11 protein-coding genes and 1 pseudogene are annotated in these 16714 nt (G+C 59.0%); 7 read left to right on the top strand and 5 right to left on the bottom strand.

Annotated features, from left to right (window positions below; translation table 11 throughout):
* Nucleotides 1-316 precede the first annotated feature (316 nt).
* The gene (locus tag ABIG06_RS26865; protein WP_370139250.1) at nt 317-1270 is read left to right on the top strand and encodes a glycosyltransferase family 2 protein; all 954 of its coding nucleotides are present in this window, start codon (nt 317-319) and stop codon (nt 1268-1270) included.
* Nucleotides 1271-1288: 18 nt separating this feature from the next.
* On the opposite strand, the gene ABIG06_RS26870 is transcribed toward ABIG06_RS26865, so the two are convergent.
* The 4 genes and pseudogenes from ABIG06_RS26870 to ABIG06_RS26885 form a co-directional block, all read right to left on the bottom strand.
* Nucleotides 1289-1735, bottom strand: a complete 447-nt coding sequence (locus ABIG06_RS26870; protein ID WP_424578587.1) for an asparagine synthase-related protein — start codon at nt 1733-1735, stop codon at nt 1289-1291.
* 31 nt (nt 1736-1766) lie between these two features.
* Nucleotides 1767-3233 (bottom strand): annotated as a pseudogene (gene asnB / locus ABIG06_RS26875) (asparagine synthase (glutamine-hydrolyzing)); the annotation flags it as partial.
* A 33-nt stretch (nt 3234-3266) separates the two neighbouring features.
* Nucleotides 3267-4628 carry a glycosyltransferase gene (locus ABIG06_RS26880; RefSeq protein WP_370139252.1) on the bottom strand — a complete coding sequence of 454 codons (1362 nt, stop codon included), beginning with the start codon at nt 4626-4628 and terminating at the stop codon, nt 3267-3269.
* Nucleotides 4621-5268, bottom strand: coding sequence for an acyltransferase (locus ABIG06_RS26885; RefSeq protein ID WP_370139253.1), 648 nt, complete (start codon nt 5266-5268; stop codon nt 4621-4623). The genes ABIG06_RS26880 and ABIG06_RS26885 overlap by 8 nt, the downstream gene beginning before the upstream one ends.
* 585 nt (nt 5269-5853) lie before the next feature.
* Between ABIG06_RS26885 and ABIG06_RS26890 the strand changes: the two genes are divergently transcribed.
* Nucleotides 5854-6027 carry a hypothetical protein gene (locus ABIG06_RS26890; RefSeq protein WP_370139254.1) on the top strand — a complete coding sequence of 58 codons (174 nt, stop codon included), beginning with the start codon at nt 5854-5856 and terminating at the stop codon, nt 6025-6027.
* A gap of 170 nt (nt 6028-6197) precedes the next feature.
* On the opposite strand, the gene ABIG06_RS26895 is transcribed toward ABIG06_RS26890, so the two are convergent.
* Complete coding sequence (locus ABIG06_RS26895) at nt 6198-6917, bottom strand: class I SAM-dependent methyltransferase (protein ID WP_370139255.1); 720 nt, start codon at nt 6915-6917, stop codon at nt 6198-6200.
* A 582-nt stretch (nt 6918-7499) separates the two neighbouring features.
* On the opposite strand from ABIG06_RS26895, the gene ABIG06_RS26900 reads away from it, so the two are divergent.
* The 5 genes from ABIG06_RS26900 to ABIG06_RS26920 all read left to right on the top strand — a co-directional run bounded on the left by ABIG06_RS26900 (nt 7500) and on the right by ABIG06_RS26920 (nt 15914).
* Nucleotides 7500-10340: an Ig-like domain-containing protein gene (locus ABIG06_RS26900; protein WP_424578423.1), complete on the top strand. Its 2841-nt coding sequence runs from the start codon at nt 7500-7502 to the stop codon at nt 10338-10340.
* Between the two features lie 863 nt (nt 10341-11203).
* Nucleotides 11204-13138: a type I secretion system permease/ATPase gene (locus tag ABIG06_RS26905; protein WP_370139257.1), complete on the top strand. Its 1935-nt coding sequence runs from the start codon at nt 11204-11206 to the stop codon at nt 13136-13138.
* A complete protein-coding gene (locus tag ABIG06_RS26910) occupies nt 13135-14448 on the top strand; it encodes an HlyD family type I secretion periplasmic adaptor subunit (RefSeq protein WP_370139258.1) in 1314 nt (437 codons plus the stop codon). Before ABIG06_RS26905 ends, ABIG06_RS26910 begins: the two co-directional genes overlap by 4 nt.
* A gap of 169 nt (nt 14449-14617) precedes the next feature.
* Nucleotides 14618-15475 carry a hypothetical protein gene (locus ABIG06_RS26915; RefSeq protein ID WP_370139259.1) on the top strand — a complete coding sequence of 286 codons (858 nt, stop codon included), beginning with the start codon at nt 14618-14620 and terminating at the stop codon, nt 15473-15475.
* Complete coding sequence (locus ABIG06_RS26920) at nt 15453-15914, top strand: hypothetical protein (protein WP_370139260.1); 462 nt, start codon at nt 15453-15455, stop codon at nt 15912-15914. The genes ABIG06_RS26915 and ABIG06_RS26920 overlap by 23 nt, the downstream gene beginning before the upstream one ends.
* The last annotated feature ends 800 nt before the right edge of the window (nt 15915-16714 follow it).

Consider the following 16714-nt stretch of genomic DNA (forward strand, 5'->3'; position numbering starts at 1 on the left):
CCCACGGCGTGATTGTATCTCGCCATGAGCGGCAGCCGAGCGCCGAGGCCGACGGCAGGATTGGTCGGACCGCCGGTGCCGTTGAAAATAGGGCATTTGCTACATACGATGTATAGCCGGTGAGCGGGATCCCGTCTTGGGCCATCCTATCGCGGGATTGCCGGCGTCGATCTATTCGAAGTCGGGGCGACACATGGGGGATATCCGCCCGAGAGCGGGCGAGAGCTAAGGCCCCACCGCTCAGCTCTTGAATACTCGTCCTAAGCGGTATCGGTAGTATGCTTATGGGGAGTTTTCGGGCACATGGAGGGTATGAGTGCGAAAGCCACGCGTAGCTTTGGGATTGCCTGTATTCAACGGTGAGCGATACCTGCGCGAGGCGCTTGATAGCGCCCTCAGCCAGAATTTCGAGAACTTCCAACTGGTGATCTCCGATAACGCTTCGACCGATGGTACGTCGGATATCTGCCGGGAATATGCTCGGCACGACTCAAGGGTTCGCTACTTTCGGAATGAAGCCAATATCGGCATTGCGCCAAATTTCCGGCGGGTGTTCCATCTCTCCGAAGGCGACTATTTCAAATGGCTGGTACATGATGACGTGTGCAGCCCTGGCTTCTTGCGGGAGTGTGTTGATTGGCTCCATAGGGCACCAAGTTCGGTCGTGCTCGTCTATCCGAGAGCGGTTCAAATCGATGAGGACGGCCATCATCTGGGATGCTACGAAGACCATCTGGACACCCGCGAGGAAACGCCAAGCGGAAGACTTGAGCGGGTACTGAGGCATTCCGGTCTGTGCTATCCGGCTCTCGGGCTTCTTCGATCGAGTGTGTTGGCGAAAACGGGGCTCATCGGAAGCTTTGAATCCTCGGATGTGGTCCTACTCGCAGAACTCGCGATGATCGGCCAGTTCTGGCGGATTCCGCGCGACCTTTACCAAGCCAGGGTGCATGTTGGAACTAGCTTTAGTCAGTATCAGTCGAAGGAGCAGTTCGACGAGAAGATGGATGCAGCAAACCGAGGTCGCTACGTGATGCCTCGGACCAAACAATTCTTGGAAGTTCTACGAGCGATTTCTCGCGTCGAGCTTGATCGTTCCGATCGCCTGCAGTGCTATGCCTCTCTCATGCGGGTATGGGGGCCGCGATTCTGGCGAGTGGTTGGAGGCGAATGGAAGCGGCTCGTTATCGATGTTGCTCGCGGCGACGCTCGCATTGGATCTGGCGCGAGTGGATTGACGATTAGAAGGGCTGCCAATCGCACGTTCTGACCGGCGCCCTATGGATGATCAGAATGCCGCCGACAGAGTCCTAGATCGTTGTGCGGGGATGTCCAAGAGTTCTTCGATACGAACGGCTGGGGGCCCGACCGACCGCTCGACGACAAATAGTCTATGCCAAAGTTCAAGTATCAGTAGCGAGTACAGAACCCTTGAGTTCGAAAGCGCGATCTCTCTGGTCGCAAGCAATCCTTTCAGCCATCCCGTTGGAAGGAGCGTCCTGACAAAGCTCGACCGCCGAAGTAGCGCGGCGGGCAACGCACGGTTCCATTCGTTCTGGACGAGTGTTGCCATAGGCGAAGGAAGTCCAACTTTCCTTCGGGTCAGGGTATCGGCCGGCACTCCCGACTCGATTGCCAATTTCAGGAGCCGCTTCGGCACCGTAGGATGACCGAGCTTTGTCCTCGTCGAGAGGGAGAACACATGGTTGACCAGCCGCACGTCCAATAGCGGCACACGAGCCTCGATAGACGCAGGCCATCGTCGCGCGATCGACCATGGGAAGTACTTGGTCCGGGAGGTAGGTTTTCAAGTCGACCAGCATTTGCTGGCGGGTCGCATCGAGTTCCCGGTACTCGCTGAACCAATGTCGAAAGTTCACGAACGCATCGGCGGACGCACCTAGGTGATTGGCGAGGAGCGACCGCGTCGGAGAGTCAATGCTCGTCATTGCACGGGTGTGCCACGCAAGCCGGGAATGTGAGTACAAATCCAGCGCCTCAATCTCGTCGCGAGACAGACCGCCTAGCTGCGCAAGTGGACGCATGGCGTGTCGTATTGGCCTTGGGATGCGAACGTACCATCTGCGTCTGGTCGAAAGCCCGTACGAGGAATATCCGCCGAAGAGCTCGTCGCCGCCTGCGCCAGTAAGCAGGACTTTGACATGCTCTCTGGCAGCACGCGCAATCACGAACTGCGAATACATCGCGGGATCGGCAATCGGCTCGTCGCACATCCAAGCCAGCAGCGGAAGCTCCTCAATCAGGTCGGAAAGCTTCGGCCGAAGGATGCGGTGCGGCAGACCGAGATGCCGGCACAGATCTCTGGCCCCGGCAACTTCGCCCTCGAATGTCCCCGGCCAATCGATAGTAAAGGCTGTCGGGGGTGAACTGCTCGTCAGCGATGCGAAATATGCGAGGGCGCTGGAATCAACGCCGCCGGACAGGCTTATCCCGATCGGAACGTCGGCCTGCAGTTGAAGTCTTACGGCGTCCTCGAGGAGATTCCGCGTTTCAGCTATGGCCTGTTCGGGATCACGATCGTCAGGGGTGATGGGAGCTGGGGGCTGATAGTAATTCACCGGTTCTGGGATTACTCCTGGCGCGAGGCGCAGGAAGCTGCCGGGCGGAATCTTAAGGATACCATGAAGCAGGGTGCGAGGCTCCGGCACGTAGAACAGTGCGAGATAGCTCATCACCGCGGATCGATCGACATCGGGCGTGACGAAGCCTGACGCAAGGATCCCTTTGACTTCGCTGGCGAAAACCACACAATCGTTGGATGCTGCATAGTACATCTGCTTAACGCCGATCTGGTCGCGGGCCAGTATGATTTGTTGTCGCCGGCGATCGACGATGCAAACGGCAAACATGCCGTTGAGCATCGAGAACATGTCGGTGCCATACTCTTCGTAGAGATGCGGAAGAACTTCGGTATCAGAGGTGGTCCAAAACGTGTGACCTAGTTTTCGTAGCCTTTCGCGCAAGTCCTTATAATTGTAGATTTCGCCATTGAGGAAGCATTGTACGGAACCGTCCTCGTTGGAGAGCGGCTGATCTCCGGTGGATAGGTCAATGATGGCGAGGCGACGGAATCCGATCTCTGCGAACGGCGCCTCATAAGTACCTGCCGAGTCGGGTCCCCTGTGGTACAGCGCATCGGCCATACGGGAAGCCACGTTCGGGCTGCCTGAAGTTCGAGGCCTCCGCCAATATACTCCAGCGATTCCGCACATGCTCAACACTCCAGCAATCTATAATTGGAGATATCAGCGGGGTAGAATGCACTCAAAATTCGCTGCAAGCGCGCGCGTCAATTCACGGCGTTCGAAACGACTGCAAAACTCGGAATTCGTCGGCAGCGGCGGCTTGCCGGCGAGCCAGGACTCGTAGCGCGCACGCAAACTGCCGAGCATGCCGTCTACATCATCCGGCCGGCACACGTCGCCATTGCGCGATTGCTTCACCAGATCACTCGCATCTCCGTCCGGCACTGCGGCGAGAATGGGGGGGCCGGCGGCCATATATTCATAGGTCTTGCCGGGAACCAGACGTGCCTTCTCTTCCGCCGGAAGATTGTGCATCGGCAGGAACAGGATGTCCGCCGAACGAATGAAGTCGATGGAACGCTGATGATCGACGTAGCCCGGCATCTCGACCAGGTCTGAAACGCCGGACTTTTCGACGATCAAACGGTCTGAAGGCGTTATTGGGCCGGCCAGCACCAGGCGAACGTGTCGGCTCATGTCTGGCGTTTCGCTTCGCCACCGTGCCAGCGCAGCCAACAAGTATATGTGCGAGCGAGTCTCCACATCCACGGGTATGCGATGCCCGCCGAGCAGTCGGCGAACCAAGCGATTGCGGCGGTGGCGGGCGCCGAGCTCGGAATGCAGATGGCCAGTGTGAACAATTCGGAATTGGCCCTGCAGTTTGGGGGATGGGGGACGAGCAAAGTCGTCGGCATCGAAGCCGTTCGTAATTGTGACAGCTCTCTTCGAGAATTCCGGCATCGCCCGCGTCAAGGCGCGGGTTGCCTCCGGGGTGTTCATGATGATGAGCCGAGCGGTACTCAATTCTCTCCGCATGCGCCGGATTTCAGCCGCGCGATGCCAGCGGCTTGAATATACCATCATCTCGTCGAGAGCCCACGGATCGCGGAGGTCGGCGACCCATGGCACTCCAAAGGCTTGCGCGATGAACGCTGCCGCCGGACAACTCTCAAACGGCGAGAGTGAGGCATATACTAAATCGGGCGGATTCTCGCGTCCGGCTTGCAGCCCAACATTCGTGCATGCTTCGATCCAAGCTCTTGAGTTTCGGCCGCTGCGTCCCACCAGCCCCAGCAAGCGGTCCTCGATGCTAGCGATCCGGTGACCGAAGGGCGCGGACGGAGTGTTTTGAGTCCGGTATACGGGAGTGCCAGCTGGTATTTCTCGGTGAAGGGAAGGATCGCGCGGCGACGAAGGGTCGGTGCTGGCGTCGCCGGTCGTGACGACTACGGGGCGGAAGCCAAACTCGGGAAGATACTTCACGAACTTGACGGTTCGTTGGACACCAGCGCCGCCGATAGGAGGGAAATGATAGGCTAAGACCAACACCGTCTTTGCCAGGCTGGCCACATCGTCACTCATGCATCTGCTCGGTACCGACGGCGACCCACTCCTTCCTGGCCTGGTCATACCGGCTTACCAGGCGAGCCGGAATGCCCACAACCGCGGAATAGGGAGGGAAACTCTTGGTTACCACCGCGTTCGCACCGACGACGCATCCTTGGCCCAAATGGACTCCTTTGAGGATCATGCAGCCTTCACCCAACCAGCAATGGTCGTCGATGCAGGTTGGCGCGGCAATGAGGACTGCGTTTCGAGTGGTCGACAAGCGGGGCTCGGGAAGAGCATGGTCATGGTCCGTAATGTAAACGTGGCCGGCGATGAGCACGTCTCGACCGATCTGCACCCGCGAGACAGCGCCGATGTGGGAATATAGGTGCACCGATGTCCCATCTCCGATTTCGATCTTCGGGACTTCGCAGACGTCTGTGCTGGTTATCGCTTCCAGCCTGGCGCCCTTGCGGATGTGAACATGATTGCCGATCCGGATGTGCTCCGGGTGGGTGAGCAGATCGGGGGCTTCCAGCCGGGAGCGCCAACCGAAGTCTGCGAAACGAAACCGCCAACGTACATAGTGGACGACGTACGAGAGTCCGCGGTATGCGCCTGCGATCTTGCGCGCGATGCTGTGTTGATGACGCAATCGGACAGCTTCACGCACCGTGGCAGCCCCTGGCGATCCCCGGGGGGCGCCATTGAACTTCCAGGCGCCGTTTGGCATCTAGGGAAGCATTGCGCAGTCCGCCCTGCAACTCTAAGATGCCGCAGATCATTTGCGCAACCAAAGGCCGTGGGCTGGGCTGAAACAGTGCCGAAGCCAGAAACCGGCGCGAGATCGTTGTCGCGGAATGGCCCATAAAACTAAAAATATTAAATCTGCTACTTGCCCGAAATAATTGCTGGACATGACGATGCTGTCAATAAAATGTTTGGAGCTGGCGAAAATTGACGCGGAGCCTGGATATATAACTTTAACCATCTAGCCGAAGGACAGGTCACGGCTCGTCTGATGACAGGGAACCTGTCTGACTGTCCCCGGCTTGGGCTCTCCCGGCCCGTTTCTTGCTGATGCAGGTCAGGCCAGCGCCCGCCGCAAGCCGAGCTGCTCGTCTAGGAACTCTCTGCCGAGGTTGTGATGGCCGATACGGTCTACACCCCAATGCATTCCGAACCGCAATCGCTCCGAATGGCGCCCAAGGCGTCACCGCGCACAATCTCTCGCGCACGCAATTAAGATTAGTTCAACATGCCGCTCTATGCCAAGCGGGGTCTGATCGAACGCTGCTTCTCAAAACTGGAATTGGTTCAGACGCGGCGCAAGGCGTTACAAATGGACGGGTGCGAAATTACGTTGCCGTCGTCGCTGCAACTCGGCGCTGATCGAGGTAACTATCCGGGCCTGCTGAGTTCGGAGGCGTAAGAAGTTTTGGCAGATCAGAATATCAACCGAAGGCAGGAATGCTGTCGATGAAATGTCTAGAACTGCCGAGAATGTGCGCGAGGCGAAGCCGGCTTCGACCTAACCAACGCCGAGCGCGCACCGTTGCCGGCAACAGTAGGTCGCCCAAAGCGGCGAGCATCCGTGTGTCTTCAGCGAATGGCAATCAGCGATTTCACAAAACCAAAGAATCGTTCGCTGATAATTTTAGCATCGGGAAAGAGATGCTGAAACTGCCTTTTGTCAAGCAACAGCGCACTCTGAACCGCCTTCGTGGCTTGGGCCACATCCGAGTGCTGCTTCCAGAAGCCGCAGGTGCGACTTAACAGGATTCGATATCGCACTGACTCTGGCATCCAATGGAAGAATGCAAAACGAGCATGAGGTTCAAATGGGAACCAGAAGTAAGGGGTCTGGACGAAATAACGGGGGGCGAGTCGGCGTATCTCCTTTGCCATTGCCGCCATGTCATCCCAGCGTCCAACATGCTCAATGACCGAGTTGGAATGAACAATGTCGAAGCTGAGATCGTGAAATTCCGCGGCGTCGCGCGCGTCTCCGACAATCGAGATTATCTTTGGATGTGTTGTCTCAATCTCAGACTCATCCAGATTCAATGTACAAACCTCAACTCGATCCCAGTCCAAATCGCTGCCGAATTGCTCCCAGTAGGCTGCGGTGCCGCCCATATCCAGAATCCGGCAAGTTCTCTTATTGGCAAGAACTTGAGCGACGATAGGCGCGAATAATCGAAATCGTTGAACGCGAAATCGATTGCTGAGGTTGTTTGGTTCGGCGTAGCCCATGAAAATCCAGTATAAGCATACATCAGAACTGCGCTGATTATAATTCTTATTGGGATAGAGGTCCATCTCGGATCACCGGCGCTAGATCGTTCCCGGTCAAAAAGGATGCGGGCTTGCACGCCTGTCTCTTTCCCCAAGGCGTATGATCGAACACAGCTCGTTTTACCTCAGCGGTAAAGTGGCTCTACGTGATCTAAAGTGTGATCGTATCAACGCGGAATGCGGGCGCGCTATTTCGCGAGTGGTGATAATAAATTCGTGCCACTCACTATGTTGATGGTGCATTCGCACTGCGGATTAAATGCGAGATTTAACGACAGTACTGCTAGTGAGAATCCTGGGGATGAAATCAAAGAAGGATCGCATCGGGGCCCATAAATGGTCAAAAAATCGCCTTGCGCCGAGTACCAAAACGCGAGCCGTTGGGGGCGGCGACTAGGGACTCACTGATATGACGATGCGCATCGACGTGATGTGAGCTTCGGCGGCGGTTTGCGGACAGCTGCTTTCAATCCGCCCAACGGCACCAGGGCGCAATAAGTGATCGTGTGTTGTCTCTCGCGTCAGTGAATTCGGAGACTGCAATGCTCTATCAGCCCTGTGATGGGCTGATCATCTTCCAATCGGAACACAAGCCAAGAGGTAATCATGGCCCTGAATGACGGCTCTCTAAATGCGTCCACCGGCGCACCGCAACTACCCAATCTGTTGGACGGCTACGCCGTGCGGCCCTCTTGGGAGGTCGCCGGTGTTGATTACGCTGTGGGCGTACCCGCGGATACGCAGCTGAAAGACTGGCAGACTCTTAGTGGTCCTGGGATCACAGTCAGCGGCAATATGGTTCGCATTGACGGTCAAGCCGGCGTGCATCTTGATGGCATCGATTTCTCAACGAACGGCGGTGCGTTCGTCTACCTGACGAATTCTCCCGATGCCGTCATAACCAACTGCAAGTTCCAGGCGACGACGCCAACGAGCTTGATCGATGCTGGTCCTGGTTCGCCAAATCTGACAGTTGAGCACTGCACGCTAATCGGAGGTGCGGACGGCAGTGCGCTCATCTCGGGCAGTGGCAATGTCGTTGTCCAGTATAATTGGATGAAGGATTTTCCGCAGCATGCGGTGGAGATTGGTGGTAGCACTGACCTAACTTACAAGTACAATCTCATCGAGAACGGCGGTACGGTTGCCGGTTCGCATCTGAACTACCTGCAACAGACCGGTACCGGCGTCACGAACAAGATTGATATCGAATTCAATACCAGTTACGAAACGCCTTCAGCGGCGAGCGGCGAGGGTTACCAGTTCGATATCAACGATGGATCCAATTCCGGCACGCTGGTAGATCCGATCTTTGCCTACAATACGATGATTTCGACGGGCGACACGGCCATGTCATACATGGTCCATGGCAGCAGCATGTATGCGTCCTCGAATCCCGCCGTCACGCCCATCAGCGGAACTGCGTTGGCGCATGACAATTTTCTCGATACGTCGGGCGCCTATGGCGCGTTCTACCCGGGTTCGATGGATGGTTGGTCGCTCTCCAACAACGTGGATATGCGCAGCGGCAAGGTCATAAGCGCCGACAACACCTTGTCGGGCACAGCGTCTACGTCTGCACCGCCCACAGCGACGCCTCCGGCTGCACCCATCATCGCTTCGTTCTCGACTGATAGCGGTGTGGCGGGCGATGGTGTGACGAACGACAATGCCCTGGAGCTCAAAGGTGCGGCTGCCGCTGGTAGCACCGTCAAGATCTACGACGGCTCGACGCAAATCGGCACGACCACTGCGAGCTCGACCGGCAGCTGGGACTACATCACCAAGGTCCTGACCGACGCCAAGCATACGCTCACCGCGACTGCGACCGACTCGTCGGGCCAGACCAGCGTGGCATCGGCTGCGAAGGTCGTCACCATCGACACCAAGGCCCCGGCTGCTCCGACGATCGCGAGCGACACCGTGAACTCTGCCAATCAGGTGGTGGTGACGGGGACTGCCGAAGCGAACAGCGCGATCAAGGTGTATGACGGAACGACGCAGGTCGGGACGGCGACAACCAACTCGAGCGGTGCGTGGAGTGTCACGACGTCTGCGCTGTCGTCCGGTTCGCACCTGCTGACGGCCAAGGCGACGGACGTTGCCGGCAACGTCAGCGCTGCGTCGACGGCTGTGGATCCGGTCATTGGTTCCGGAACGACGGGCTCCACCGGCTCGGGCACCTCCGGTTCGGGTACCTCGGGTACAGGTACTTCCGGCTCGGGCACGTCTGGCTCAGATACCTCGGGTACAGGCACCTCCGGCTCGGGTACTTCCGGATCGGGTACCTCTGGCACCGGCACATCGGGCACGGGCACCTCTGCACCGGCCGCACCGAAGATCGCCACTTTTTCGAAAGACACCGGTGTCGCCGGTGATCACATCACGAGCGACAACACGCTGACCCTGACGGGGACCGCGGCAGCCAACAGCACGGTCAAGGTGTTCGACGGCAAGACCCAGCTCGGCACGGTCACGGCGGATGCGAAGGGAGCGTGGCACTACTCGACTGCAGCGCTGCCCGACGGCAAGCACAGCTTCATCGCGACCGACACGGTTTCCGGCGTCACCAGCAAGGCATCGACCGCGCTGGATGTCACGGTGGATACCGCTGCCCCCGATGCTCCGGTTCTGTTGAGCGATTCGACCACGCACAACCGGGCAACGGTATCCGGCACCGCGGAAGCGGGAAGCTTGATCAAGCTCTATGAGGGCACGAACCTGCTCGGTACCGCGACCGTTGCAAGTGACGGCGGCTGGAGCGTGACGACCCCGAATCTCAAGCAGGGGTCCCACACTTTCACCGCGACGGCCACCGACGCTGCCGACAACACCAGCGCCTTGTCGCAGCCGATTGATCCGCCGATTGGCCCGCACAGCGGCGGCGGCACCTCAACCGTGGAAGTCACCAATGTGCAGCACCATTGGGGTCACACGGCAACGATCAAGGGCACGGCCGATCCCAACAGCGCCATCAAGCTGTTTGACGGCACGACCTCGGTTGGTTCGGTCACCACGGGAGCCGACGGCAAGTGGAGCTTCAAGACCTCGGACCTGTCGGGCAAGAGCCACGCCTTTTCCGCAGAGCAGGTCGACACCACAGGCCACGTGGTCGGGACCAGCTCGGGCGAGGCGATCGTCGGTTCGGGCCGCAGCGACACGCTGACCGGTACCAAGGGCAACGACATCATGGTTGGCAAATGGGGTGCGGATACGTTCCAGTTCGCGTCGAACTTCGGCCATGACGTTATCAAGGACTTCGCTGCCCGCGGGCCGGCTCACGATACGATCGAGTTCAGCAAGAGCGTGTTCGACAGTTTTGCGAGCGTTCTCTCCCATGCGGCCCAGTCAGGCCACGACGTCGTGATCGCGACGGGGAGCGACACCCTCACGCTGAAGAACACGCAGCTCGACAAGCTGAACAGCCACGACTTCCATTTCGCGTAGTCGCGAGTTCGGCGACAGGGAGTAGCCACCCATCTGCGGTGCAGATCATGGAAGGCGGGGGATGGTCCCCCGCCTTCTTCTATTCCGGCTGCCTCTCTTGCTCCACGCATGAGCAGCTTCGCCGTGTTGGCGGGATACAAGGCGCGGACAGGATCGCTATGCGCAACCTTGGCCGGCCGGCGCTTTGGCGACGGTCATTCTCGGACCGCCAGCAACCAAGCGCGCGCCGCTACACTTTGTCGCTCCGATTTGACGGTCTTGTCCGGCTCTCATCGCGTCAGGGCGATTGCGGGTACGTGGGAATAAATAGAATTAAATGCAGTGCCGGTCACGTGCCCCGCACGGTCTCGTCGGGGCGTTGAAGCAAACGATTTCTGTGGGCTAAGGCCATGCCGCAACGGAAAGCGTGTTGAGTCTGGCTGTCCGGCGTGAGATCAGGGAGATGCGCGACGATTTAATCAGGGAAAATGCGCGATTATTTCGGCGCCGCGAGTTGGCGTGATGGTTAAAAAAACCTCGGCCCGGCCCCCATCTGGTCCCAAAAAAGCCCATGGCGACCGGCACGTGAGGCCAGGCTGATTAACCATGAGGTGGTGATGCGGATCGCCATGATACGCGCTCTGCGAACGGCTTGGTCGTGGAGTACGGATCGAAGAAACTGGGAGCGCAGATCAAATGGCAGGATGGCCATCATCTCACGGTAGCGCCGGCAGGCAACACGCTCAGGTTGACAAGGCTCGGTGCGCAGATTGGCCTGACTTCTACTTCGCGTAACTAGCTCGACGACAGGGACATCAAGCTCAAATCTGCCTTCGGGATCTTCTTGGGGATCTCACATAAGGCACGGTTCAAGGGTGGGAGCCATGACAAACTTTGAGAGGTGGGGGGTGATCCCCCTGCCAGCAAGCTCTTTTCGGATCCAACTTTCGCATCTGGCGAGATTTGGGGCTGTCGCACGACAGTGGGTGGAAGACGCCGAACTGCGGACGCGAGGTCCGATCGGCTCGGCAAAGCACCTCGTCGAAGTCCTGCGGCAACGACTGTTCTCCGGTCATCCGCGGCCGGCTAACGACTATGATGAGTCGCGGTCGGAGTTGTCGGGCTTCCTGCGGTCCTGCCGCCGGATATTCTGGGCACTTGCGGCCTTCAGCGGGATGAGCAATCTCCTTATGCTCACCGGCTCGTTCTTCATGCTGCAAGTCTACGATCGGGTGCTGCCCGGGCGCAGCATACCGACGCTGATCGCCTTGATGGTTCTGGCCACGGTGCTTTACCTGTTTCAGGGCGGGCTCGACCTCGTCAGGAGCAGGATCAGCGCCCGGGTCGGCCGGTATTTCGATGAAAGGCTCGGCGTTCGCATATTCGACGCGCTCGTTCGCCTGCCCCTGAAGACCAGAGCCGATGGCGACGGCTTGCAGCCGGTGCGCGACCTTGATCAGGTCCGCAGCTTCCTGTCGAGCGGAGGGCCGACGGCGCTGTTCGATCTGCCCTGGATGCCGATCTATCTTGGCGTCTGCTTCCTCTTTCACTTCTGGATTGGCGTCACTGCGCTGGCCGGCGCGCTGGTGCTGGTCGGCATTACGGTGCTCACGGAGACCCGGACACGAGGGCCGGCAAAGGCGTCCTCGCGTCTTGCGGTCTCGCGAACGGCATTGGCGCTCGAGGGGCGGCGAAATGCCGAGGTTCTGCAGGCCATGGGCATGCGGCAGCAGGCGGCTTTGCGCTGGCAGGAAGTCAACGCGAAGTACCTCGCGGCCCATGAACGGGCCAGCGACGTCGCAAACGGGCTCGGGGGGGCCTCCAAGATCTTTCGAGCGATCCTGCAATCGCTGGTTCTTGCCGTCGGCGCGGTCCTCGTCATCAACCAGGAATCGACGGCCGGCATCATCATTGCCGGATCGATCCTCACCGCGCGGGCACTGGCGCCCGTCGAAATGGCTATTGCGAACTGGAAAGGATTCGTCGCCGCGCGGCAGTCGGGGCAACGGCTCGATCATCTGCTGAAGCTGCTGCCTCACGAGGAGGAGCGGCTGGCATTGCCTCCCCCTGCCGAGACGCTCACGGTCGAGCATCTCTATATCGGCGCGCCAAACTCGGAGAAGCCCACGCTCGGCGAAGTGTCGTTCCAACTGCGGAGCGGGCAGGCCGTCGGAATCATCGGGCCGAGCGGATCCGGCAAATCCACGCTGGCGCGAGCGCTGGTGGGAGTATGGCCGTGCATTCGCGGCCGGATACGGCTGGACAATGCCGCACTCGATCACTGGTCTTCGGATGCCCTCGGCAAGCACATCGGCTATCTGCCCCAGGACGTCGAATTGTTCGACGGTAGCATTGCCATGAACATCGCACGGTTCGATCCGCAAGCGACGGCTGCCGCTGTTCTGGAGGCCGCACATGCCGCCGGTGCGCACGATCTCGTCCTTTCGCTTCCGGACGGCTACGGCACGAAGATCGGCGAGGGAGGACTGGCGCTGTCCGCCGGGCAGCGGCAGCGCATCGGTCTCGCGCGTGCCTTCTACGGTAAACCCTTCCTGGTCGTGCTCGATGAGCCCTCCTCCAATCTCGATGCAGAGGGCGAGGAGGCGCTGACCGAGGCGATCCTGAACGTGCGCCGCCGCGGTGGGATTGTCGCCGTCGTCGCGCATCGTCCCAAGGCGCTTGAAGGCGTAGACCATGTCCTGTGCCTTGGCGAAGGCAGGGTTCAGTCCTTCGGAAAGCGAGAGGAGGTTCTCAAGAAAGTGTTGCGGAATCCGGTGCCGCTCAAGGTCGTCGCTGAAGCTCACGGAGGAGGGCGATGAACGCTCAGGTAGCGCCGGCGCTGCAATCCATCCAGCGTTACATGATCGTCGGATTGATCATGCTCGCTCTGGTGACCTTTGGGGTCGGCGGCTGGGCGACGACGACCCAATTGTCGGGCGCGGTGATCGCCCAGGGCGTGGTCGTGGTGGATTCGAGCGTCAAGAAGGTTCAGCACGCCACCGGCGGGATCGTGGGAGAGTTGCGCGTGCGGCAGGGCGACCGGGTCAAGGCGGGCGACATTCTGATACGCCTCGACGAGACTCAGACGCTCGCGAATGCGACAATCGTCACCAACAGCATCGATGAGCTGCTCGCGCGGCAGGCGCGTCTCGAGGCCGAGCGCGATGGTTCCGAGCGGGTGACGTTTCCCAAAGTGCTGCTCGACCGAGCCAAGGAGAACAACTCGGAAGCGAGCCGTGCGATCGCCGCGGAGCGGAAGCTGTTTGACCTGCGTCGCCAGGCGAGGAGCGGCCAGAAGGCGCAGCTGCAGGAGAAAAGCACGCAGCTGGAGAATGAGATCAAGGGCTATGTGGGACAGACCGAGGCCAAGCAGAAGGAAGTCGAATTCATCCGTCAGGAGCTGGAGGGCGTGCGCAGCCTCTGGCAGAAGAATCTGGTGCCGATCACGCGGCTCAATTCCCTCGAGCGCGACTCGGCCCGCATCGAAGGCGAGCGCAGCCAGCTCGCAGGAATGATTGCTCAGTCGAAGGGCAAGATCTCCGAAATCGGACTCCAGATCATTCAGGTCGACCAGGACCTTCGGACGGAGGTCGGTAAGGACCTGATCGAAACGCGCTCGAAACTCTCCGAACTGAGCGAGCGCAGAACTGCGGCGGTCGATCAATTGAATCGGGTCGACATCAGGGCACCGCAATCCGGCCGCGTCCACGAACTCAGCGTCCACACGGTCGGAGGTGTAATCGCACCCGGCGAGCAGATCATGCTAATCGTGCCTGACGCGGATTCGCTCGCCGTCGAGGTCAAGATCGCACCGAAGGACATCGACCAGGTCTATGTGGGGCAGACCGCGACAATGCGCTTCGCGGCCTTCAACCAGAAGACTACGCCCGAAATCGACGGCGAGATCAGCATGGTCTCGGCGGACATTACGCAGGATCAGCGGGCCGGCACGAGCTACTATACCGGGCGCGTCCTGCTGAAGCCCGAAGAGCTGGCGAAACTCGGGTCGGCCAAGTTGCTGCCCGGCATGCCGGTGGAGGTCTTCATCAAGACGGCAGGTCGGACCGCGCTGTCCTACCTGCTCAAGCCGCTGCACGATCAGGCCGAGCGTGCATTCAAGGAGCGCTAAACCCAAGGCATGATTCGGAAGCGGCCAATGCGTCAGAATAGTTGACAGTTTCTGCCACGCGGGTGAACCTGTTTTAAACTCGCATATTCGGGGATTTTATTCCGTTTAATACGGCGTTGTCCTGCGGGCGTCCGGCGATTAAGCTGGCCGCAACGCGAGGCATTAAATCGTGACCATATTTTCGAATGGATTAATTGACCGCAGCTCCGTCACGCGGGCGTTCACGGGACTGCCGCGCGGCGAATTTTACGCCGGCCTGTTCGTCCTCGGATGCGCAAATGGACTCGCGTCGCGGATGCTGCAATCGGTCGATCGGCTCGGCTGGATCGATGCATTTTTCGGTACTTTCGAGATCAGTATAATCATCTGGATATCGTGCGCCGCAGGGGTTCATCTCGTTCTCCAGGACCGAACGGTCGGAATTCGTCCGCGGGAGCTCGCGCTCGGGGCGGGCTTTCTCATTCTGGCCGTTCTGCCGATTGGCCCTTTGAGCTGGCTCGCAGTTACCTTTCTCGGTTTGTACGTGATCGTTTGTACCGAAGTTTCGTCGTCACGGCGCGGCGCGCTCATACTGTTGGCGACCACGGTGCCGATGCTCTGGAGCAGAATGCTGTTTCAGTTCTTCGCAAGCACGGTTCTGCAGATTGATGCCGCGCTCGTAGGCTGGATGTTACGCACCCCCCGGACCGGCGATATCGTTCAATTCGCCGACGGCTCCGGAATCCTGGTGATTCTGCCGGCCTGCTCTTCGCTTGCGAACATATCGCTTGCGCTGCTGTGCTGGGTTCTCGTGAGCCAATTGGTCTGCCACAAGAGGACTGTTTATGATCCCCTTTGGTGTCTGTTGGCGTGTACTTCAGTGATAGCTGTGAATGTCACCCGCATGAGCTTCATGGGATTGAGCCAGTGGCACTACGCCACGTTCCACGGTGCATTGGGCGAGGCCGTCAGCAGCACGTTGATACTGAGCCTGATCGTCGGATTCTGTATGCTGGGTGTCAGATGTGAACTCCTCCGTCGCATTTAGGTGGTGCATTGCCATTGTGCTCCTGTTCGGCCTTAGCTGGAAGGTCGCGATTCCGGCCGATAATCCGGGCTATCTCAAAGAGGATTTAGTCAGGTTTCTCGAGCGCAACCACTTCGATGTTGTCGTGAGCGAGGAATTCGTGAACTACACGCCGGTTATTCGAGCGAGCACGGCGAGCTGCCAGGTGCAGGTGGCGAGATTGACGCCGGACGGATCGAACCGGGACCTCATCCGCCATCTTGCCGCAGACGCCGACCGCACCTTTGTGGTCTTTCGCGGTGGGATCTATGTTGAACAACCGGTGTTCTGGACAGTCCTGGACTATCTCTGGTCGAGGTTCCTGCGCGAGCTCGGATTGGCCAGGCACGTATCCCCCATTCTCCATGTGGCGCAAAGCTCATCGTGTGCTGCAGAGCGGCTCCCATGGGGATCTTTTTAAATCCATATTGACCTCAATTTAAAAAGGTGTTATTTAATTTATATATATTAGGGGTTTTGGGAAGGAGTGGAGCGATGACGTTGCCGGGATGGGTGCTTGCAATCTTCCTCGTAATGGCTGCGGCAGTGCCCGCGGGCGTTTATTTCACCGCAACCCTCTTCTTCCCTCCCGACCAATCCTACACCTACGTCGGGCAAGGAACGGCTCAAGGTGCCCCGGGGCCCGCAGCCGGCGCCGGAATCGCCTTCGCGGCGGTAGCTTACGGCGTCTATCGGGTAATCAGGCGCCGCCGGCGCAAGCCAGAATAGCCTTGGCGTAGCACGCGAGTCCTTCGTTGCTTGAGCACGAGAATGACCGTCGCTGCTTTGGCGGATGGAATTGCCTGTATAGATAAATGATGCCTCAACGAGCGATCATGTTCCATCACCCTCACGTCCTGTAGCCTTGGAGACCTGTCCTGGAAGAAAGTTGCCGCGCACCGGCGGGAGAATCCATGGATGACGTTGAATCTCGAATCTCAGCGTAGCTCGGTGCCGATTTGAGATTGGGCATCGTCAAATATTGTAAATTGCAATAGCCGATGTGTCATATTTGCGAGGTCTTGTCGTGGCGAGCGAGTTCATCGGCATTGGATGGGATGGTACGGGTCTCCCGGTCCACGCGTCTACCGGCGCGTGGCAGATGCCTGGTAGGGCTCCGCGCGACACAATTCACCGAATTCCGTTCTATTCCGACGCAATCGACCGGCAGATCCGCTCGGAGCGGCACTCGATTTCGCAAGGGCCCGCTCCAACTCCACG

The organism is Bradyrhizobium sp. USDA 326, from assembly GCF_049739485.1.
Classification (GTDB): Bacteria; Pseudomonadota; Alphaproteobacteria; order Rhizobiales; family Xanthobacteraceae; genus Bradyrhizobium.